Annotated in this window: 13 protein-coding genes; 8 read left to right on the top strand and 5 right to left on the bottom strand. The window is 72.0% G+C overall.

The annotated features are described in order from the left end of the window. Positions 1-59: 59 nt before the first annotated feature. The 6 genes from ACQPYA_RS25785 (at position 60) to ACQPYA_RS25760 (ending at position 6,904) form a co-directional block, all read left to right on the top strand. Positions 60-1,259 (top strand): acetyl-CoA C-acetyltransferase, encoded by a 1,200-nt coding sequence (locus ACQPYA_RS25785; RefSeq protein ID WP_433529649.1) that lies wholly within the window; start codon positions 60-62, stop codon positions 1,257-1,259. Between the two features lie 62 nt (positions 1,260-1,321). Further along, complete coding sequence (gene meaB / locus ACQPYA_RS25780) at positions 1,322-2,257, top strand: methylmalonyl Co-A mutase-associated GTPase MeaB (RefSeq protein ID WP_433529648.1); 936 nt, start codon at positions 1,322-1,324, stop codon at positions 2,255-2,257. An 84-nt stretch (positions 2,258-2,341) separates the two neighbouring features. Then, positions 2,342-2,746: an Asp23/Gls24 family envelope stress response protein gene (locus ACQPYA_RS25775; protein ID WP_433529647.1), complete on the top strand. Its 405-nt coding sequence runs from the start codon at positions 2,342-2,344 to the stop codon at positions 2,744-2,746. A 104-nt stretch (positions 2,747-2,850) separates the two neighbouring features. Further along, complete coding sequence (locus ACQPYA_RS25770) at positions 2,851-4,539, top strand: acyl-CoA mutase large subunit family protein (protein WP_433529646.1); 1,689 nt, start codon at positions 2,851-2,853, stop codon at positions 4,537-4,539. Between the two features lie 123 nt (positions 4,540-4,662). Further along, positions 4,663-5,571: a tetratricopeptide repeat protein gene (locus ACQPYA_RS25765; RefSeq protein ID WP_433529645.1), complete on the top strand. Its 909-nt coding sequence runs from the start codon at positions 4,663-4,665 to the stop codon at positions 5,569-5,571. Between the two features lie 178 nt (positions 5,572-5,749). Next, positions 5,750-6,904 (top strand): arginase family protein, encoded by a 1,155-nt coding sequence (locus ACQPYA_RS25760; RefSeq protein ID WP_433529644.1) that lies wholly within the window; start codon positions 5,750-5,752, stop codon positions 6,902-6,904. A 33-nt stretch (positions 6,905-6,937) separates the two neighbouring features. Here ACQPYA_RS25760 and ACQPYA_RS25755 read toward each other — a convergent pair whose 3' ends face one another. After that, positions 6,938-8,860, bottom strand: coding sequence for a penicillin-binding transpeptidase domain-containing protein (locus ACQPYA_RS25755; RefSeq protein ID WP_433529643.1), 1,923 nt, complete (start codon positions 8,858-8,860; stop codon positions 6,938-6,940). Positions 8,861-9,196: 336 nt separating this feature from the next. Here ACQPYA_RS25755 and ACQPYA_RS25750 point away from each other — a divergent pair, with 336 nt between their 5' ends. Further along, positions 9,197-14,254: an NAD-glutamate dehydrogenase gene (locus ACQPYA_RS25750; RefSeq protein ID WP_433529642.1), complete on the top strand. Its 5,058-nt coding sequence runs from the start codon at positions 9,197-9,199 to the stop codon at positions 14,252-14,254. A gap of 176 nt (positions 14,255-14,430) precedes the next feature. On the opposite strand, the gene ACQPYA_RS25745 is transcribed toward ACQPYA_RS25750, so the two are convergent. Both ACQPYA_RS25745 and ACQPYA_RS25740 read right to left on the bottom strand, forming a co-directional pair. Next, positions 14,431-15,138, bottom strand: coding sequence for a class F sortase (locus ACQPYA_RS25745; protein WP_433529641.1), 708 nt, complete (start codon positions 15,136-15,138; stop codon positions 14,431-14,433). Further along, positions 15,122-16,087: a hypothetical protein gene (locus ACQPYA_RS25740; protein ID WP_433529640.1), complete on the bottom strand. Its 966-nt coding sequence runs from the start codon at positions 16,085-16,087 to the stop codon at positions 15,122-15,124. The genes ACQPYA_RS25745 and ACQPYA_RS25740 overlap by 17 nt, the downstream gene beginning before the upstream one ends. A gap of 640 nt (positions 16,088-16,727) precedes the next feature. On the opposite strand from ACQPYA_RS25740, the gene ACQPYA_RS25735 reads away from it, so the two are divergent. Further along, the gene (locus tag ACQPYA_RS25735; RefSeq protein ID WP_433529639.1) at positions 16,728-18,521 is read left to right on the top strand and encodes a glycoside hydrolase family 6 protein; all 1,794 of its coding nucleotides are present in this window, start codon (positions 16,728-16,730) and stop codon (positions 18,519-18,521) included. Between the two features lie 201 nt (positions 18,522-18,722). Here the strand turns inward: ACQPYA_RS25735 and ACQPYA_RS25730 are convergent, their stop codons facing one another. Both ACQPYA_RS25730 and ACQPYA_RS25725 read right to left on the bottom strand, forming a co-directional pair. Continuing rightward, entirely contained in the window at positions 18,723-19,160 is a 438-nt protein-coding gene (locus tag ACQPYA_RS25730) for a hypothetical protein (protein WP_433529638.1), read from the bottom strand. A 143-nt stretch (positions 19,161-19,303) separates the two neighbouring features. Then, complete coding sequence (locus tag ACQPYA_RS25725) at positions 19,304-20,404, bottom strand: hypothetical protein (RefSeq protein ID WP_433529637.1); 1,101 nt, start codon at positions 20,402-20,404, stop codon at positions 19,304-19,306. Positions 20,405-20,408: the final 4 nt, after the last annotated feature.

The raw sequence follows: 20,408 nt of genomic DNA, 5'->3' as shown, positions 1-20,408 counted from the left end.
CGCTAGTCTGACCGAACGATTGTTAAGGCGTACAGGTCGGCACCCCCTCGGAGGCAGTTATGGCTTCGGTGATCGTCAGCGGCGCGCGGACCCCGATGGGGCGTCTGCTGGGCAACCTGAAGGATCTACCGGCGACGAAGCTCGGCGGCATCGCCATCAAGGCGGCGTTGGAGCGCGCCGGGGTCGCCCCCGACCAGGTGCAGTACGTGATCATGGGGCAGGTGCTCCAGGCCGGTGCCGGGCAGATCCCGGCCCGCCAGGCGGCCGTGGCGGCGGGCATCCCGATGTCCGTGCCGGCCCTGACGATCAACAAGGTCTGCCTCTCCGGCCTGGACGCGATCGCCCTGGCCGACCAGCTGATCCGGGCCGGCGAGTTCGACGTCGTGGTGGCCGGCGGCATGGAGTCGATGACCAACGCGCCGCACCTGATGCTCGGCCAGCGCGCCGGCTACAAGTACGGCGACGTGGTGATCAAGGACCACATGGCGCTGGACGGGCTGACCGACGCCGGGGACTGCTGCTCGATGGGCGAGTCCACCGAGCGGCACGGCGGCGTCCGGGGCATCACCCGCCAGGAGCAGGACGCCTTCGCCGCGGCCAGCCACCAGCGGGCCGCCGCCGCGCAGAAGAACGGCCACTTCGCCGAGGAGATCACTCCGGTGACCATCCCGCAGCGCAAGGGCGACCCGCTGGTGATCAGCGAGGACGAGGGCATCCGGCCGGACACCACCGCCGAGTCGCTGGCCAAGCTCCGCCCGGCCTTCGCGAAGGACGGCACCATCACCGCCGGCAGCTCGTCGCCGATCTCCGACGGCGCCGCCGCCGTGGTGGTGATGAGCAAGGCGAAGGCCAAGGAGTTGGGGCTGACCTGGCTGGCCGAGATCGGGGCGCACGGCAACGTGGCGGGCCCGGACAACTCCCTGCACTCGCAGCCGTCCAACGCGATCCAGCACGCCCTGCGCAAGGGCGGGCTGAGCGTCTCCGACCTCGACCTGATCGAGATCAACGAGGCGTTCGCCCAGGTCGGCATCCAGTCCACCCGTGACCTGGGGATCAGCCCGGCCAAGGTCAACGTCAACGGCGGCGCGATCGCGCTGGGCCACCCGATCGGCATGTCCGGCGCCCGGCTGGTGCTCACCCTCGCGCTGGAGCTCAAGCGGCGCGGCGGCGGCACCGGGGCGGCGGCGCTCTGCGGTGGCGGCGGCCAGGGCGACGCGTTGATCATCCACGTCCCCGGCCCCACCGAAAGCGATCTGTGAGCGAGGCGAACGGGGGTGCCCCGGCGGCCACCGGATCGGTGCGCCGGAGCCGGGACGTACCAATGCTGGTCGAGCGGGCCCGCGCCGGTGACCCGCGCGCGGTGGCCCGGCTGATCACCCTGGTCGAGTCGGGCGACCCGACGGTGCCGGGCATCGCCGCGGCGCTCGCCCCCTACGCCGGCCAGGCCCAGGTGGTCGGGCTGACCGGCGCCCCCGGGGTGGGCAAGTCGACCACCACCAACGAGCTGGTACGCGCGCTGCGCGCCCGCGGCCACCGGGTGGGCGTGCTGGCCATCGACCCGTCCAGCCCGTTCACCGGCGGCGCGATCCTCGGCGACCGGGTGCGGATGCAGGACCATGCCACCGATCCGGGGGTCTACATCCGGTCGATGTCCAGCCGGGGGCACCTCGGCGGGCTCTCGGCGGCCACCCCGCAGGCGGTGCGGGTGCTGGAGGGCGCCGGCTGCGACGTGGTGCTGGTGGAGACGGTCGGCGTCGGGCAGGCCGAGGTCGAGGTGGCCTCGCTGGCCGACACCACGCTGGTGCTGCTCGCCCCGGGCATGGGCGACGCGATCCAGGCGGTGAAGGCCGGCATCCTGGAGATCGCCGATATCTTCGTGGTCAACAAGGCCGACCGGGACGGTGCCGACGCGACCGTCCGGGACATCCAGGGCATGATCGCCCTCGGCGAGCGCGGTCCGGGCCAGTGGCGGCCGCAGGTGGTGCGCTCGGTGGCCGCCCGCGCCGAGGGGATCGACGACATCGCCGCGGCGATCGACAAGCACCGTGGCTGGCTGGTCGAGCACGACGAGCTGCGCCGCCGCCGTGAGGCGCGGGCCGCCGCCGAGATCGAGGCCATCGCGCTCGGCGTGCTCCGCGCCCGGATCGGCTCGCTGCGCGACGGTACGCAGCTGCCGGCGCTCGCCGCCGAGGTGGCCGCCGGGGTGACCGACCCGTACGCCGCCGCCGACGCGCTGCTCGCCCAACTGGCCGCCTGAGGTCCACTGCGGACCGTCCCCGACGAGTAGGCTCGCACCGCCCCGCAACGCGCGTGGGGTGGTGTGACGGCCGCTGGGGAGAGCATGGACCACGAGATGACGCAGGAGTTGCCGATGACGCCGGACGCGGTGGCGGGCGGGCGTACGCACATCTCGGACGAGGTGGTGGAGAAGATCGCGGTGGCCGCGGCGAAGGCCGTGCCCGGCGTGGTGGAGCTGGGTGGCGACCTCGCCCGGTTCTTCAACGCGGTGTTCGACCGGGTCGGGCTGGACCAGTTGGGCGACGCGCGGCGGGGCTGCTCCGCCCATGTCGTCAACGGCGGCGCGGTGATCAACCTGGTCATCGTGACCGACGCCGGGCATCCGGTGCCCGAGGTGACCACGGCCGTGCGGGCCGGGGTGACCCAGGCGGTCGAGACGTACGGGCTGCGGGTCGACGAGATCAACATCCGGGTGGACGACGTGGCCATCGACGGGCCTGCCGCCTGAGTACCAGCAGCTCAGTTACTGATCGGTACGAACTTCCTTATCGATCGTTCAGGTGAGGCTCTACACTCGATGTGCAGCTAAGGACACCGAGGAGGAGCCCGGGGATGAACGCCGACGAGATCGCCGCCGGACAGGCCCGCTGGCAGGCCCGGTACGACGCCGCGCGCAAGCGGGACGCCGATTTCACCACGCTCTCCGGGATGCCCGTCGAGCCGGTCTACGGGCCCCCCTCGGGCGCGGCATATCCCGGCTTCGAGCGGATCGGCTGGCCGGGGGAGTTCCCGTACACCCGGGGGCTCCACCCGACGGGCTACCGCGGGCGGACCTGGACCATCCGGCAGTTCGCCGGCTTCGGCAACGCCCGGCAGACCAACGAGCGCTACAAGATGATCCTCGGCGCCGGTGGCGGTGGTCTCTCGGTCGCCTTCGACATGCCGACCCTGATGGGCCGCGACTCCGACGACCCGCAGTCGCTGGGTGAGGTGGGGCACTGCGGGGTGGCGGTGGACAGCGCCGCCGACATGGAGGTGCTCTTCGACGGCATCGACCTGGCCGGCGTCACCACCAGCATGACCATCTCCGGCCCGGCGGTGCCGGTGTTCTGCATGTACCTGGTCGCCGCCGAGCGGCAGGGCGCCGACCTGTCGACGCTCGACGGCACCCTCCAGACGGACATCTTCAAGGAGTACATCGCGCAGAAGGAGTGGCTCTTCGACCCCGAGCCGCACCTGCGCCTGATCGGCGACCTGATGGAGTACTGCGCCCGGGAGATCCCCCGCTACAAGCCGCTCTCGGTCTCCGGCTACCACATCCGGGAGGCCGGTTCGACCGCCGCGCAGGAGCTGGCGTACACCCTCGCCGACGGCTTCGGCTACGTCGAGCTGGGGCTCTCCCGCGGGTTGGACGTCAACGTCTTCGCGCCCGGGCTGAGCTTCTTCTTCGACTCGCACGTCGACTTCTTCGAGGAGATCGCCAAGTTCCGCGCCGCCCGCCGGATCTGGGCCCGCTGGCTGCGCGACGTCTACGGCGCCACCAGTGAGAAGGCGCTCTGGCTGCGGTTCCACACGCAGACCGCCGGGGTGTCGCTGACCGCGCAGCAGCCGGTCAACAACGTGGTACGCACCGCCGTCGAGGCGCTCGCCGCGGTGCTCGGCGGCACCAACTCGCTGCACACCAACGCGTTGGACGAGACCCTGGCGCTGCCCACCGACGAGTCCGCCGAGATCGCCCTGCGTACCCAGCAGGTGCTGATGGAGGAGACCGGGGTGACCAACGTGGCCGACCCGCTCGGCGGCTCGTGGTACGTCGAGGCGCTCACCGACCGGATCGAGGCCGAGGCGGAGGAGATCTTCGCCCGGATCCGCGCGCTGGGCGGTGAGGGGCCGCACGCCATCGGCCCGATGACCGCCGGCATCCTGCGCGGCATCGAGGACGGCTGGTTCACCGGCCAGATCGCCGAGTCCGCCTTCGTCTACCAGCAGGCGCTGGAGAAGGGCGACAAGAAGATCGTCGGGGTCAACTGCCACACCGGCACCGTCGCCAAGGAGCTGGAGATCCTGCGCATCTCGCACGAGGTGGAGCTGGAGCAGCGGCGGATGCTCGCCGAGCGCAAGACCGGCCGGGACGAGGCCAGGGTACGCGCCGCCGTCGAGGCGATGGTGGCGGTGAGCCGTACCGGGGAGAACATGATTCCCGCGATGCTCGACGCGGTCCGGGCCGAGGCCACCCTCGGCGAGATCTGCGACGCGCTGCGCGCCGAATGGGGCGTTTACCGCGAGCCCGCACGGTTCTGACACCCGTCCCGGCGGGCGGCCGCCCGGCCGCCCTGCCGGGGCGGCTGGGCAGGGGTGACAGTGGCAACTGCCCGGGTGGCGGTTGATCTGAGTTCGGCAAATTGCGTGCGAGACTAGATAACCATGAGCGACCCACGGATCACCTCGTCGATCTTCACCCGCGGCGCGGTCGACCTCAGCGCGCTGCGCACCCCTGCACCCAGTCCCGCCCCGGCACCCGTCCAGTCCGGTCCCCCCGCCGGAGCCCCCGGCGGCGCCGTCGGCGGGGTCACCGTCCTCGACGTGACCGAGGCGACCTTCCAGTCCGAGGTCCTGGAGCGCTCGCTGACAACACCCGTGGTGGTGGACTTCTGGGCGGAGTGGTGCCAGCCCTGCAAGCAGCTCTCGCCGGTGCTGGAGCGGCTGGCGGTGGAGGGCGGCGGTGCCTGGGTGCTCGCCAAGGTCGACGTGGACGCCAACCCCCGGCTGGCGCAGATGTTCCGGGTCCAGGGCATCCCGATGGTGTACGCGGTGGTCGGCGGGCAGCCGGTCGACGCCTTCTCCGGTGTGGTGCCGGAGGCGCAGCTGCGCCAGTGGATCCAGGCGGTTCTCAAGGCCGGCGGGGTGACCGTGGCCGAGCCGGAGGACCCCCGCCTCGACGAGGCGGACGACGCCCTGATGACCGGCGACCTGGACGCCGCCGAGCGGGCGTACCGGAAGATCCTCGCCGAGACCCCGACGGACGCCGCCGCCGAGGCCGGGCTGGCCCAGGTCGGGCTTGCCCGCCGGGTGGCCGGCGTCGACCCGCAGGCGGCGCTCGCCGCGGCGGCCGACCCCGACGACGTCGACGCCCAGCTGCTGGCCGCCGACATCGAGGTGCTCAGCGGCCTGGCCGAGCAGGCGTACCAGCGGTTGGTCGGGCTGGTCCGGCGGACCGCCGGCGACGACCGGGAGAAGGTACGCCAGCACCTCGTCGGACTCTTCACCATCGCCGGGCCGGAGGATCCCGCGGTCGCCGCGGCCCGCCGGGCGCTGGCCAGCGCCCTGTTCTGAGCCACCTGCCATGCCAGCGCGGGCCGGCGGACCGCCGGCCCGCCCGACACCGGAGGACGGGAGCCCATGTGAGCGCGAGGAGTGAGCTTGCGAGCCCCGCAGTCGCGAACGACAGCAGGGCTCGCGTGAGCGCGAGGAGTGAGCTTGCGAGCCCCGCAGTCGCGAACGACAGCGGCCCATGATGCGCCGGATCGCCGTCCTCGACGCGCCGAGCAACCTCGGCCTGCGTCCACCCACGCCCACCTCGGTCCCGGGTTGCGGCAAGGCGCCCGGCGCACTGCGCGACCAGGGGCTGCTGCCCCGGTTACGGGCCCGTGACGCCGGTTGCCTGACCCCGCCCCGCTACGACGCCGGTGACTGGCGGCCGGGCGACGGCGTGTGCCACGCGCGGGAGATCGCCGACTACTCGGTGGCGCTGGCCGACCGGATCGGCGCGATCATCGACCGGGGAGAGTTCCCGGTCGTGCTCGGCGGGGACTGCTCGATCCTGCTCGGCTCGGCCCTGGCCATGCACCGGCTCGGCGAGGCGGTCGGCGGCCGGATCGGCCTGGTCTTCGTCGACGGCCACTCCGACTTCCGGCACCCCGGCAACGCCTCGTACGTGGGCGCAGCGGCGGGCGAGGACCTCGCCCTGGTCACCGGTCGGGGCCAGGCCGACCTGGCGGCGCTCGAAGGGCGGCGGCCCTACTTCCGGGACATCGACGTGGTGGTGCTCGGCATCCGCGCGCAGGACGAGTACCGGCTCGACCTCCAGGCCGCCGGGATCGTCACCAGACCGGTGCCGGCGCTGCGCGCCGAGGGCGCGGCCCGCACCGCCCAGTGGGCGCACGAGCAGCTCGCCGACTGCGCCGGCTACTGGGTGCACATCGACGTGGACGTGCTCGACCCGGCCGTGATGCCGGCGGTCGACGCCCCCGACCCGGGCGGCATCGCCTTCGCCGAACTGGAGATCCTGCTCGCCGGCCTGGTCGACACCCCGCACTGTCTCGGCGTCGAGCTGACCGTCTTCGACCCCGACTACGACCCGGACGGCGGGTACGCCGCCGAGATCGTCAACACCGTGGTCGCCGGCCTGCGCCCGGTCACCGCACCGGGGTCGGTGCCGCCCCGGCTCCGTCCCGGGCCAGCCGAGCGCCCCGCCCCTGCGCCCCGGCGCGCGATCGACCGTCGCGGTGAGCGGGAGCCGGCGGCCGGCGACGGCGCGCCGCCGGCCGATCCGGCTGCCGGCGGTCCAGCTCCGGCCGGCGACGAGCCGGCGGAGCCGCTCGACGCCGACCCCTCGGACGTGGAGACCCCCCACCCGTCACCGGCAACCGGCGGCCTCAGCGCCTGATCGTCAGCGCCTGGTCGACGCCGTTCCGGTGGGTCACCGGGCCAGGGCGCGCAGGAAGCGTTCGGCGATCGGGACGGCGGTGCCGCTGCCCGAGCCACCCTTCTCGACGAAGACCGCGAAGGCCACGTCGCCCTGCCAGCCGACGAACCAGGCGTGGGTGTTCTTCGGATTGTCGTCGTACTCGGCGGTGCCGGTCTTGCCGTACACCGGCTCGCCCGGGACGTCCTTCAACGCGGTGCCGGTGCCGCTGGTGATCACCTCGCGCATCATCGTCCGGACCGCCGCGACCGGCTCGGGCTTCAGCTCCGGGGCCGGCTCGGTGGCCGGCTCCGGCGCCGGGTCCACGGTCAGCTTCGGCGCGATGAAGCCGCCCTTGGCCACCGCCGCGGTCGCCGCCGCCATGGCCAGCGGGCTGACCAGGGTCGTTCCCTGCCCGATCGCGGCGGCGGCCTGCTCGGTGGCGCCGCCGTCCGCGGAGACCTTCCCGGTGAAGGCGTCGAGGCCGACCTCCCACTTGCCCTCCAGGCCGAGCGTCCGGCCGGTGGCGGCCAGCCCGTCGGCGCCGAGCTGCGGAGCGAGCGCCGCGAAGGCGGTGTTGCAGGACTTGGCGAAGTCGGTGCGGAACGGCACCGCGCCGAGTTGGAAGTCGTTGGCGTTCTTGAACGAGCGACCGTCGACCACGAGGGTCTTCGGGCAGGCGACGGTGGTGTCCGGGGTCACCGCGCCGCGTTCCAGCAGCCCGAGCGCGCTGACCATCTTGAACGTGGAGCCGGGCGGCACCTGCGCGGTGAAGGCCAGGTTCTCCCCGGCGACGCCGGGGCCGTTGGCGGCGGCGAGCACCGCGCCGTCGCTGACGCGTACGGCCACCAGGGCGGTCCGTCGGCGCTCACCGCGCAGCGCCTGGTCGGCCGCGTTCTGGGTGGACACGTCGAGGGTGGTGCGTACCGGCTCGCCGGGCTGCGGGTCGCGCTGGAACAGCTTGGTGCCGGTGGGCTCCAGCGTCCCGTCGGGCCCGGCCCGCTTGACGATCACGGCGAGTCCCGGCACGCCGCGCAGCCGCTCGTCCCACCGGCCCTGCAACCCGCCGTGGCCGACCAGGTCCCCGGGGAAGTAACGGTCGGGGAACTTCTTCAGGTCGTCGGCCTGTGCGGGGTCGACCGTGCCGAGCACCGCCCGGGCGAACTCGCGGGTGGGGGCAAGATCGAGCTTCTCGGAGCGGAACTTCGTCCCCGGCAGGTCGTAGATGCGTGACTTGATCTGCCGGTACGCCTCGTCGCGCAGGGTGACCACCTCGACGAAGGCGTCCGGCTTCGCCTCGTCCAGCCGCTTCGGCAGGCCGGAGAGGTCGACCGGCGGCGTGATGGCCGGCCGGATCGCCCGCAACGCGGCGTCCAGCTCGCGGGTCACGGCCTCGACGTCGCTCACCTCGCTGGGCTGGAGCCCCACCCGGACCACCGGGCGCGGCGCTACGAGCGGATTGCCGGCACCGTCGAGCACCCCGGCCCGTCGATCGGTCGCCCGTTGCAGGCCGATCCGGTCACCGCGGGTGAGCTGCTCGTGCACGACCTGCGGCTCCCAGATCACCTGCCACTCGTCGTCCCGCCCCTGGGTGAGCCGGAGCGGCCGGTCGTAGGTCCAGACCGTCTCACCGGGCAGCGTCCACTCGACCCGGATGGTGGCCGTCGCGGTGTCCCGGACGATTTCGGGGTCGCCCTGCCGGCTCAGCTTCGGCGGCGTGTCGGCCAACTCGCCGGAGAGTTCCCTGATCGCCTCTGCGACGTCGGCGGCCGGGATCCTCGCGCCGGTCGGGTCGACGAAGCCGACCTTGTGGAGGTCGCCCGATTTCCACCCGGCGAGGAAGGCGTCCACGCCGCGTTGCGGCCCGTCCTCGGCCGAGCAGGCGACCAGGCTGGCCGAGGCGATCAGGCAGGCGGCGACGCCGGCGAGTCGTGACATCGTGTGACGGTTCCGGTGCGGCCGGTGCATGGCGGCGTTTCCTCCCGGTCAGGCTGCCCTGCACGCTAGTACGCCGATGCGCTCCGCACCGTCCCGTGCGCTCCGCGCCGTCCCGCCGGCGCCCGGTCGGGCGGAAAGACGGCCCGGTGACGGTGTGATGAACAACATCAGGCGGGGTACTCCTGATCCGGCCGAACCTCGTACCGCAACGGGTGAAAGGACGATCTCCCAATCCGGAAGTCCGGCCGGTGGTCCGCCGACGAAGGGACCGGTCGGTCGGCCTAGGCTTGGCGGCAGAGTGACCCACAGCGTTGTGGGTCGAGGGGAGTGGCACCGATGGACCGGCGTCCGGCGATCAAACCGGGACCCGACCTCCGGCAGGTTGACACCGGCCGGGACGACGACAGCTTCGATTCGGCGACCGACGGGGACGGCTTCGGCCGACTCGACACAGGAGTGACCGGGATGACCGGTTCGAGCATCGACACCCTCTACGACCTGGGTCTGCCGCCGGATGCGCTGGCGGACGACGCGGAGGACGCCGAACTCGACGAGCCGGTGCCCAACGCCGAGCGGCTGGTGGCGCAGGCGGTCACGCTGGCCGGCGACGACCACGACGCGGCGACCCTGGTCGGCCGTTTCTGGCGGTTCGCGCCGGACGAGGAGCTGATCGGGTTCACCGCCGAGGAGATGCTCGACGCCGCCCGCGCCCACCGGGAGCTGGCTCAGCAGCGGGTGCCGGGCGAGTTGAAGCTGCGGATCCACTCACCCGACGCGGAGCAGCACCACAGCGTCGTCGAGATCGTCACCGACGACATGCCGTTCCTGGTCGACTCGGTGACCGCCCTGCTCAACACCCACCACCTGGACGTGCACCTGCTGGTCCACCCGCTGGTCGTGGTGCGCCGGGAGCCGCTGGGCCGGCTGGTCGAGGTGGCCGCCGACGTCGAGCCGGACGACGCGATCTCCGGCGACCTGGTCGAGAGCTGGATGCGGATCGAGATCGACCCGGTCCGTGACCCGGAGGAGCGGGGCAAGCTGCGCCGGGAGTTGCAGCGGGTGCTCACCGACGTGCGGGAGGCGGTCGAGGACTGGCCGAAGATGCGCCAGTGCGCCCTGGCGCTCGCCGACGAGCTGGCCGCCGCGCGGACCAGCGACAACCGGCCGCCGGTGCCGGAAAAGGACATCACCGACTCGGTGGAGCTGCTGCGCTGGCTGGCGCACGACCACTTCACCTTCCTCGGCTACCGGGAGTACCGGCTGGTGCCGGACTCGGAGCAGGGCGGGCCGGCGCTGGAGGCGGTGCTCGGCACCGGGCTGGGCATCCTGCGGCAGGACTCGCCGGAGGCGCGGGCGCTGTCGTCGATGACGCCGGAGGCGCACGAGAAGGTCACCGAGAAGCGCCTGTTGATCATCACGAAGGCGAACTCGCGGGCCACCGTGCACCGCTCGGCCTACCTCGACTACATCGGCTTCAAGATCTTCGACGAGCACGGCGAGGTGGTGGGGGAGCGGCGGTTCCTGGGCCTCTTCTCCACCGCGGCGTACCGGACCAGCGTGCAGGAGCTGCCGGTGGTCCGGCGCAAGGTCGCCGAGGTGCTGGACCGCTCCGGGTTGAGCCTGCGCAGCCACTCCGGCAAGGACCTGCTCCAGATCCTGGAGACCTACCCGCGCGACGAGCTGTTCCAGATCAAGACCGACGACCTCTACCACGCAGTGATCGGCGTGCTGCGGATGGCCGGCCGCCGGCAGCTGCGGGTCTTCCTGCGCCGGGACGCGTACGGGCGCTTCATCTCCTGCCTGATCTACCTGCCCCGGGACCGGTTCACCACGCAGAACCGGCTGCGCATGCAGGACATCCTGCTCCGCGAGCTGAACGGCGTGGGGGTGGACTACACCACCCGGGTCACCGAGTCGATGCTGGCCCGGGTGCACTTCATCGTGCGTACCGACCCGACCAGTCCGCCCGGTGATATCGACGCCGATCTGTTGGCCGAGGAGCTGGCCGACGCCACCCGGCTGTGGGACGACGACTACCGGCTGGTGCTCGAACGCAAGCTCGGCGACGAGCAGGCCAAGCACCTCTTCGCCCGGTACGCCGACGCGTTCCCGGAGGGCTACAAGGACGGGCACACGCCGTACGAGGCGATGAAGGACCTGGCCAAGCTGGAGCTGCTGGAGGAGTCCGGCCAGCTGGAGATGCACCTGTTCCGCAAGCAGCCGCTGCCGCGCGCCGCCCTCCGGGGCTCGGACGTCGACGAGTCGATGGACGTCCGGTTCAAGGTCTACCGGTACGGCGAGCCGATGATGCTCTCCGCGGTGCTGCCGGTGCTGCACTCGCTCGGCGTGCGGGTGGTCGACGAGCACCCGTACGAGGTGGAGCGCGTCGACGGCCGGATCTGGCTGTACGACTTCGGGCTGCGCCTGCCCGAGGGCCACCAGGAGCTGGCCGAGGTGCGCCCGCACGTGGAGAACGCCTTCGCGGCGGCTTGGCGGGGCGAGGCCGAGGTGGACGGCTTCAACGAGCTGGTGCTGCGCGCCGGGCTCACCTGGCGTCAGGTGGTGGTGCTGCGGGCGTACGCGAAGTACCTGCGGCAGACCGGCACCGTCTTCTCCCAGGACTACATGGAGTCGACGTTCATCGCGTACCCGCGGATCGCCACGCTGTTGGTGCAGCTCTTCGAGACGCGGTTCGAGCCGGGTTCGGTCGCCGCCGAGCAGCGCGAACAGCGCAGCGGGGAGCTGGTCGCCGAGATCCGGGCCGCCCTCGACGACGTGGCCAGCCTCGACCAGGACCGGATCCTGCGGTCGTACCTGACGCTGATCCAGGCCACCCTGCGGACCAGCTTCTACCAGAAGCCGGTCGGCGGGCGACCCAAGCCGTACGTGGCATTCAAGCTGGATCCGCAGGCGATCCCCGAACTGCCCGCGCCGCGGCCGAAGTTCGAGATCTTCGTGTACTCGCCCCGGTTCGAGGGCGTGCACCTGCGGTTCGGGCCGGTGGCCCGGGGTGGCCTGCGCTGGTCGGACCGGCGGGAGGACTTCCGCACCGAGGTGCTCGGCCTGGTCAAGGCGCAGATGGTGAAGAACGCCGTGATCGTGCCGGTGGGCGCCAAGGGCGGCTTCGTGCTCAAGCAGAAGCCGGGCGACCGGGACGAGGCGGTCGTCTGCTACAAGGAGTTCATCTCGGCCTTGCTGGACGTCACCGACAACATCTCGGCCGGCGAGATCGTGCCGCCCGAGGACGTGGTCCGCCACGACGGCGACGACCCGTACATGGTGGTGGCGGCGGACAAGGGCACGGCGAGCTTCTCCGACATCGCCAACGAGATCTCCATCGCGCACAACTTCTGGATGGGCGACGCCTTCGCCTCCGGCGGCTCGGCCGGCTACGACCACAAGAAGATGGGCATCACCGCCCGGGGCGCCTGGGAGTCGGTCAAGCGGCACTTCCGCGAGATGGGGCACGACACCCAGAGCCAGGACTTCACCGTGGTCGGTGTCGGCGACATGTCCGGTGACGTGTTCGGCAACGGCATGCTGCTCTCCGAGCACATCCGGCTGGTGGCCGCCTTCGACCACCGGCACATCTTCCTGGACCCGGACCCGGACGCGGCCACCTCGTACCGCGAGCGGAAGCGGCTGTTCGAGCTGTCCCGCTCGACCTGGGAGGACTACAACGCCGAGCTGATCTCGGCCGGCGGCGGGATCTACCCGCGTACGGCGAAGTCGGTGCCGGTGTCGCCGCAGGTCCGCGCGGTGCTCGGGCTGGCCGACGAGGTCGACCAGATGAGCCCGCAGGAGCTGATGAAGGCGATCCTGACCGCGCCGGTCGACCTGTTCTGGAATGGCGGCATCGGCACCTACGTCAAGGCCTCCAGCCAGACCAACGCCGAGGTGGGCGACAAGTCCAACGACTCGATCCGGGTGGACGGCCGCAGCCTGCGCTGCCGGGTGGTGGGCGAGGGCGGCAACCTGGGTTTCACCCAGCACGGCCGGATCGAGTACGCCCAGGCCGGCGGCCGGATGTACACCGACTTCATCGACAACGCGGCCGGGGTGGACTGCTCCGACCACGAGGTGAACATCAAGATCCTGTTGAACACCGCGGTCGCCGACAGTGAGCTGACCGTGCCCGAGCGGGACGAGCTGCTCGCCCGGATGACCGACGAGGTCGCCGAGCTGGTGCTGCGGGACAACTACGACCAGGCGCGGGCGATCAACAACGCCCAGGCGCAGGCCGCCTCGCTGCTCCCGGTGCACCGCCGCATGATCAGCGAACTGGAGCGCTCCGGGACGCTGGACCGGGCGCTGGAGGCGCTGCCGCCGGACGAGGAACTGGCGGTACGGGCCGAGTCCGGGCTGACCGCGCCGGAGTTCGCGGTGCTGCTCGCGTACGTGAAGATCGCGCTGGAGAAGGAGATCCTCGCCGAGGGGCTGGCCGACGAGGAGTGGACCAGCGAGGTGCTGGTCAACTACTTCCCGACCCCGATGCGGGAGCGGTTCGCCGACCGGATGGGCCGGCACCGGCTGCGCCGCGACATCGTGACCACCGTGCTCGTCAACGAGGCGATCAACCGGGGCGGCATCTCCTCCGTCTTCCGGGTGGTCGACGAGACCGCCGCGACGGCGGCGGACGTGATCCGGGCGTACGTGGTGGTCCGCGAGGTGTTCGGGCTGCGCCAGCTCTGGGACGCGGTCGAGGCGCTGGACAACCGGGTCGACCCGGAGTTGCAGACCAGCGTCTACCTGGACACCCGGCGGCTGCTCGACCGGGCGGTGCGCTGGCTGGTAACCAACCGCCGTTCGCCGATCGACGTCCGGGCGGAGATCGTCCGGCTGCGCGACGGCGTGGCTCAGCTGCTGCCGCAGCTGGAGACGCTGTTCTACGGCAGCGAGCGGGAGGGTATCGCGGCGCACATCGACTCGATGACCGAGCGTGGCCTGCCCCGCGAGCTGGCCGAGCAGAGCACCCGCCTGATGTACAGCTTCGGCCTGCTCGACGTGGTGGAGACCGCCACCGGCAGCGGCCGGGAGGTGAGCGAGGTGGCCTCGGTCTACTTCGTGCTCTCGGACCGGTTCCGGGTGGACTCGCTGCTGTCGAAGATCTCTTTGCTGCCCCGCGAGGACCGGTGGCAGACCCTGGCCCGGATGGCGCTGCGCTACGACCTGTACGCCGCGCTGGCCGCGCTCACCGCGGAGGTGCTCGACTCGACGCCGAGGGATCTGTCCCCGCAGGAGCGGGTGCAGCAGTGGGAGCAGTCGAACGCCACCTCGATCCACCGCGCCGAACGGGCGATGGGCGAGTTCGACGAGTCCCGCGCCGACCTGGCCGCCCTCTCGGTCCTCCTCCGCCAGATCCGCACCCTGGTCCGCACCTCATCCGCCACCTAACCACCCACCCACCCACCCGCCCGCCCCACCCCGCCCCACCGTCCCGCCCGCCCCACCCCGTCGATCATGGAGTTGTGGTGGGCGGGATGGGTGGTTATGCGGCTTTTGTGAGGCACCACAACTGCATGATCGACCGGGGTGGGGTGGGGCCGGTGGGGAGGTGTGGGGGAGGTGGGTTAGGTGATGAGGGAGGCGAAGACGATCACGTTGTCGGGGTAGCTGCCGGTCGCCTCGTCGAACTGGCCGCCACAGGTGACCACCCGCAGCCCGGGCCGGTCGCTCGGGCCGTACACCTGCTCGGTGGGGAAGGCATCCTTCGGGTGGGAGGTCACCGATTCCACCCGGAAGCTGGCCGGCTGACCGTCCTCGCGGTTCACCGTGATGGTGTCGCCGGGTTGCAGGGCGCCGAGGTTGAAGAAGACGGCGGGGCCGATCGCCGCCGAGTCGACATGCCCGACGATGACCGCGTTGCCCACCTCGCCCGGGCTCGGTCCCGGCTCGTACCAGCCGGCCAGCAGAGCCTGGTCCAGCGGGGGCACCTGGACGGTGCCGTCGGGATTGGTGCCGAGCGTCATGACCTCCGCGTTGACGCCGATGCGGGGGATGCTGATCGTGGTGGGGGCGGAACGGGGTAGCCCGGCCGGCGGCTCGTCCGTGCCGTCGAGATCGGCGTCGGAGAACGGGCTGGCCGGCGTCGGCGCTCCCGCCCCGGCCTGTGCCTGGGGCTGGGGCGGGCGGACGGCCTCGGCGGTCTTCAGCGAGGCGCCGATCAGCCCGGAGCCCACCATGGCGAGCAGGACGACGACGGCGGCGCCGACGGCGCGCCACGGGTGACCATGGCGGCCGCCGGCCCGTCTCGCCGTCGCGTCAGGCCGTGAACTCATCGGTCCGACGCCGGCGCATCAGCACGAGGCCACCGAGGGCGGCCGCGCCGACCAGACTCGCTCCGGCGGTGGCCATGCCGCCGTTGGCGCCGGTGGCGATGCCACCGTCACCGCCGTCGACCCCGCCGTGCGGCAGGACGACCAGCTCGCCCGTGCCGCAGGAGCCTTCCAGCTTGTACGTGCCGGGCTTGGCGTCCCGGGCGATCCGGGCCTCGCCGAAGAAGACGAAGTCCTTCTTGTGCTCCCAGCCGTCGTCCTTGCCGTGCTCGTCGGACTTTTCGTCCTTCCAGTCGCCCTTCCAGCCACGCTCGTCGTCCTTGTGGCCCTTCTCGTCGCGCTCGTCGTGCTCGCGACCCTTCTTCCCGTCCCGCTCGTCGCCCTCGTGTCCCTTCCAGTCGCGGTCCTCGCCGTCGGCCGCGCCGCCGCCCGCGCCCGCCTCCGGAGCCGGCTGGGTCGCGGACTCGCCGGACCACTCCTCGCCGCCGGTCCAGTCCTTGCGCTCCTCGCCACCGGCCCGGTCCCCGCGCTCTTCGCCGCCGGTCCAGTCCTTGCGGTCCTGGTCGTGGTCCCGGTCCTTCTCGTCCTTCCAGTCCTTGCCGCTGTCCCAGTCCTTGTCCTTGCCCCAGTCCTTGTCCCGGTCCTTGTGGTCGCGGTCCTTGTCGTCCCAGCCGCCGCGGTCCCCGTCCCAGTCCCGGTCCTTGTGGGCCGGTTCGAGCTTGACCTTGCCGGTGACCTTGGACCAGACGAAGGGGTGCTCCTGCGGTTCTTCACAGATCTGCACCAGCTTGATCTCCTCGCCCGGCTTGGCCGCGTGCGGCTTGGCGAAGACCTTGCCCTCGTCGTCGTGGGGGTGGCCGTCGGCGAACGCGACTCCCGGCGCGAACACCAGCAGGGAGGCGCCGCCGAGCGCAGCACCCGCAACAACCTTCCCCAGCATCTTCTTAGCCATGACCTGTGTCACTCCATCCCTGGTTGTCCTGCGGCCGGTAACAACCGAGCCAGAACCGACGTTAGACCGTTTCACGACTTATGAAGTGAAAGATTCGTGTTCTGGCATTAGTTCGATTTGCGGGTGGAGCGGTGCCGGTTGGCCGGGGTGTGTCGCCCTGCGTGGGGATGGGGTGGAGCGGTCGGCCTGCGGCCCTGTCGACCTTGCCGGCCGGGATGCCCGACTGCCCCGCTGGCCTTGCGCGCCAACGCTCGGCGCGCCGCATGCCGACCGCCCTAAATGGCCCCAAAACGTGCATTTTGCCAGCGAGAAGTGCGGGATCGGCGAGGTGGAGGTCGACTGGGCGGGGGTAGGGTTTCGAAAATATCGAACCATTGCCATGGAAGCGCTCCCATGCAAGAATCGCTGCACGCGGTTCGGGGAGCCACACCGCGTAGGTAGGTGTCGAGGGCAGCCGGGTCCACCGGACGACCACCCGCCGCCGGCCGGGACCCCTGGTCGTCGTACCACCACCAACGCCCGTCCGGGTCGGGCGCTCCCGAAGAATCCCGTTGGCACCGGCGGTCGTCCGCGTAGGACGCCCCTCGGGCCACGTGCCGGGCCGTACGCGGATCCGGTCTCGCCCAAGGAGATCAGTGGCATGAATTTGTGGAGAAGGCTGTCCGGCCGACGCCGGACTGTCGCGCTGGCTGGCGCGAGCGCGCTGGTCGCGGGCGGTTTGGTGACGCTTCCGGTCACTGCGGCGCACGCGGCGACCCAGTGCGATGTGGCCTACACGACGAACGACTGGCAGGGTGGCTTCACCGCCAACATCACCATCAGGAACATCGGCGATCCGCTCAACGGGTGGACCCTCGGCTTCACCTTCCCGGACGCCAACCAGCGCGTCGTGCAGGGCTGGTCGGCCCGGTACACCCAGTCGGGCCGTAACGTCACCGCGCAGAACGAGTCCTACAACGGCACGCTGGCCACCGGGGCGAGCACGAGCATCGGGTTCAACGGCAGCTGGAGCGGCAGCAACCCGCGGCCCACCTCGTTCACGATCAACGGGGTGACCTGCAATGGCGGCACGCCGCCCACGACGACGCCGCCCACCACCCCGCCACCCACGACCCCGCCGCCCACCACGCCGCCGCCCACGACTCCTCCGCCGACCACGCCGCCTCCCGGCGGGCCGCGGGTGGACAACCCCTACCTGAACGCCCGTGGGTACGTGAACCCGGAGTGGAAGGCCAGGGCCGAGTCGGTCAGCGGTGGCAGCCGGGTGTCGAACACCCCGACCGGGGTCTGGATCGACCGGATCGCGGCGATCAACGGTACGCCGGACAGCCAGTCCAACGGCCCGATGGGCGTGCGTGACCACCTGGACGAGGCGCTGCGCCAGGGCGCCCAGTACATCCAGTTCGTCATCTACAACCTGCCCGGTCGCGACTGCGCGGCGCTCGCCTCCAACGGCGAACTCGGCCCGACCGAGCTGCCCAGGTACCGGACGCAGTACATCGACCCGATCGCGGCGATCCAGGGTGACGCGAAGTACCGCAACCTGCGGATCATCAACATCATCGAGATCGACTCGCTGCCGAACATCGTGACCAACGTGTCCGGCCGGGCCGGTGCCACCGCGATGTGCGACACCGTCAAGGCCAACGGTGCCTACGTCCAGGGTGTCGGCTACGCCATCGGCAAGCTGGGTGCGATCCCGAACGTCTACAACTACATCGACGCCGGCCACCACGGCTGGATCGGTTGGGACGACAACTTCGGCCCGACGGCCGCCATCCTGCGGGAGGCCGCCGGCTCCTCCGGCGGTAGCCCGGCCAACGTGCACGGCTTCATCGTCAACACCGCCAACTACTCGGCGCTGAAGGAGCCCTACTTCACCGTCAACGACCGGGTGAACGGCCAGGACGTCCGGCAGTCCAAGTGGATCGACTGGAACCGCTACGTCGACGAACTCGGCTTCGCCCAGGCGTTCCGCCAGGAACTCGTCCGCCGTGGCTTCGACAGCAACATCGGCATGCTGATCGACACCTCCCGTAACGGTTGGGGCGGCACCGCCCGGCCCACCGGCCCGGGCCCGCAGACCAGCGTGGACACCTACGTCGACGGCGGCCGGGTCGACCGGCGGATCCACGCCGGCAACTGGTGCAACCAGTCGGGTGCCGGCCTGGGCGAGCGGCCGCGGGCGAACCCGGAGCCGGGCATCGACGCGTACGTCTGGATCAAGCCCCCGGGTGAGTCGGACGGCTCCAGCCGCGAGATCCCGAACAACGACGGCAAGGGCTTCGACCGGATGTGCGATCCGACCTACACCGGAAACGCCCGTAACGGCAACAGCTTGAGCGGCGCCCTGCCGAACGCCCCGATCTCGGGCGCGTGGTTCTCGGCGCAGTTCACCGAGCTGATGCGCAACGCCTACCCGCCGCTGTCCTGACGGCCAGGCACACCCGCCGCCGGCAGTAGGTGAGGCGCTGCTGCGGCAGGTTCCCCGGGCCCCTGGTCCGACCGCACCGGTCGGACCAGGGGCCCCTCTCGCCGCACGGCCCGCAGTCGCCTGCCGGCCGCCCCGCACGCCGGAGGCTCCACTCCGGACGTGGGCTGAGGTGTTCGCCGAGGACGGGGCCAGCGGCCCCGGTCAGGGCACGGTCTTCTCGATCGCCGCCCGGCCGATCTCGTTCAGCTCGCGTCGGGCCCGCTCCACGTTCTCCGGGGTGAGGTCCTGGCCCCGCGCCATCACCAGGTCCTCCGGCTCCCAGGGCTGCTCGGCGCCGGTGCGGATGTTCTTCCCGCCGGCGCCGGTGCCGGTCCCCGTCGCCCCGGTGCCCGCGGCGTACGGGTCGGCGAGGATGTCCTCGGTCGGCCCGCCCCGGTCGGTCCGGTCGCCCCGGTCGGTCCGGTCGCCCCGGTCGGTCCGGCCGGCCCGGTCGGCTCGCTCGTCCGGTTCGGCGAAGGCCGGGGTGTCCGGGTCGGTCCCGCCGCCGGTCATCAGCTGGGGGATACCGGTCTCGTCGTCCACCGCCGCGGCCACCTCGGGGCGCTCCTCCAGCGGCCGTTCCCGGTCCCGATCCGTCATCTTGCTGCCCTCCTGTCCGCCGCCGATTCGCTGGCGCCGATTCCCTGGCCCCCTTCCGGGTACCCGCCGGGCGGGTCGCCATGCCTGTCGGCGGTCGAACGAAGGCGGGCGCCCCGGACCGGGACGCCCGCCTTCGTCGCCGGTCAGCGGCCGAGCACCCGGTCGAGGAAGTCGCGGTACTCGCGTACGGCCACCCGGAGTTGCTCGGTGTCGGTCGAGCCCGCGTCCTGCCAGCCGCCGAGCCTGCTCTTGTGCTCCGTCAGCGCCGCGGAGAGCGCCTGCATGGCCTCGTCGACCAGGGACTGCGCCTCACCGGCCGCGGCCCGGGGGTCGTCCACGAAGCGCAGCTGGACATCGCGCCAGCGGTCCTGGAAGCGCTGGGCCGTCGGCTCGTCGAAGAGCGTCGCCGCCCCGGCAGGTACGGCGGCTCCGGCGGGCACGGTGGCTCCGGCGGGTGCGGCCGTGGCAGCGGGCGCGTCGCCGTTGCGGAGCTGGGTGTCCGGGTCGACCATCGTCGGGGTGGCGCTGCCGTACCCCGGCCCGCCGGCCGCCGCGGCGACCGGCCGCTTCGGTCCGTCCTCGGTCACGCCGGGCAGGTCGGGCTGCCCGGCGCGGTCGTCCGCCGCCGTGTGGTCCTGGTCGGCCCGGTAGGTGCCGGCCTCCTGATCGACGCCGGCCGGCGACCCCACGGCGGGTTCGCCGGCGTCCGCGTTCGCCAGGTCCGCGTGGGGCCGGTCGAACTCGGCGGTGGGATCCGCGCGCCGTCCCTCGCGGGCGCCGCCGGCCGCGCCGTCACCGGGTCGGGCGGTGCGCTCCTCGCGGGGGTCGGGCTCGTCCTCGGGGTACGCGCTGGCGAGCGCGGACGCCGCGACCGCCCCGCCGACGGTGGTCGCGCCGAAGGTGGTCGGCACGGGACCGGGCTGGTGGAATTCGGCCCGCTCGGCGGCGTCGTCGTCCGGGAGGCTGTCCAACGAGCGGTCCCCGCCGGCCGCCGACCGGTCGCGATCGGTCGGCTCGTCGCGGTCGTCCGCGCCATCGGGGTCGTCATGTTCGTCCGTCACGTCACCGTCGTAAGCCATATCGCGGTCGTCCGTCACATCGCGGTCGTCCGTCACGTCACGGTCGTGGGTCACAGCGCGGTCCGTCACGTCACGGTCGTCCGCGGCGGGCGGCACCGGCACGGGGGCGGCGGCCCGGACGGCCTCCGGGTGGTCGTTGTTGAGCTGCTGCTCTTCCTGCCGCATGGTG

This window comes from Micromonospora sp. CA-263727, from assembly GCF_050942455.1.
Classification (GTDB): Bacteria; Actinomycetota; Actinomycetes; order Mycobacteriales; family Micromonosporaceae; genus Micromonospora.
The sequence above is the reverse complement of the archived record's forward strand: the minus strand, read 5'-3'. Positions and strand labels throughout refer to the sequence as shown.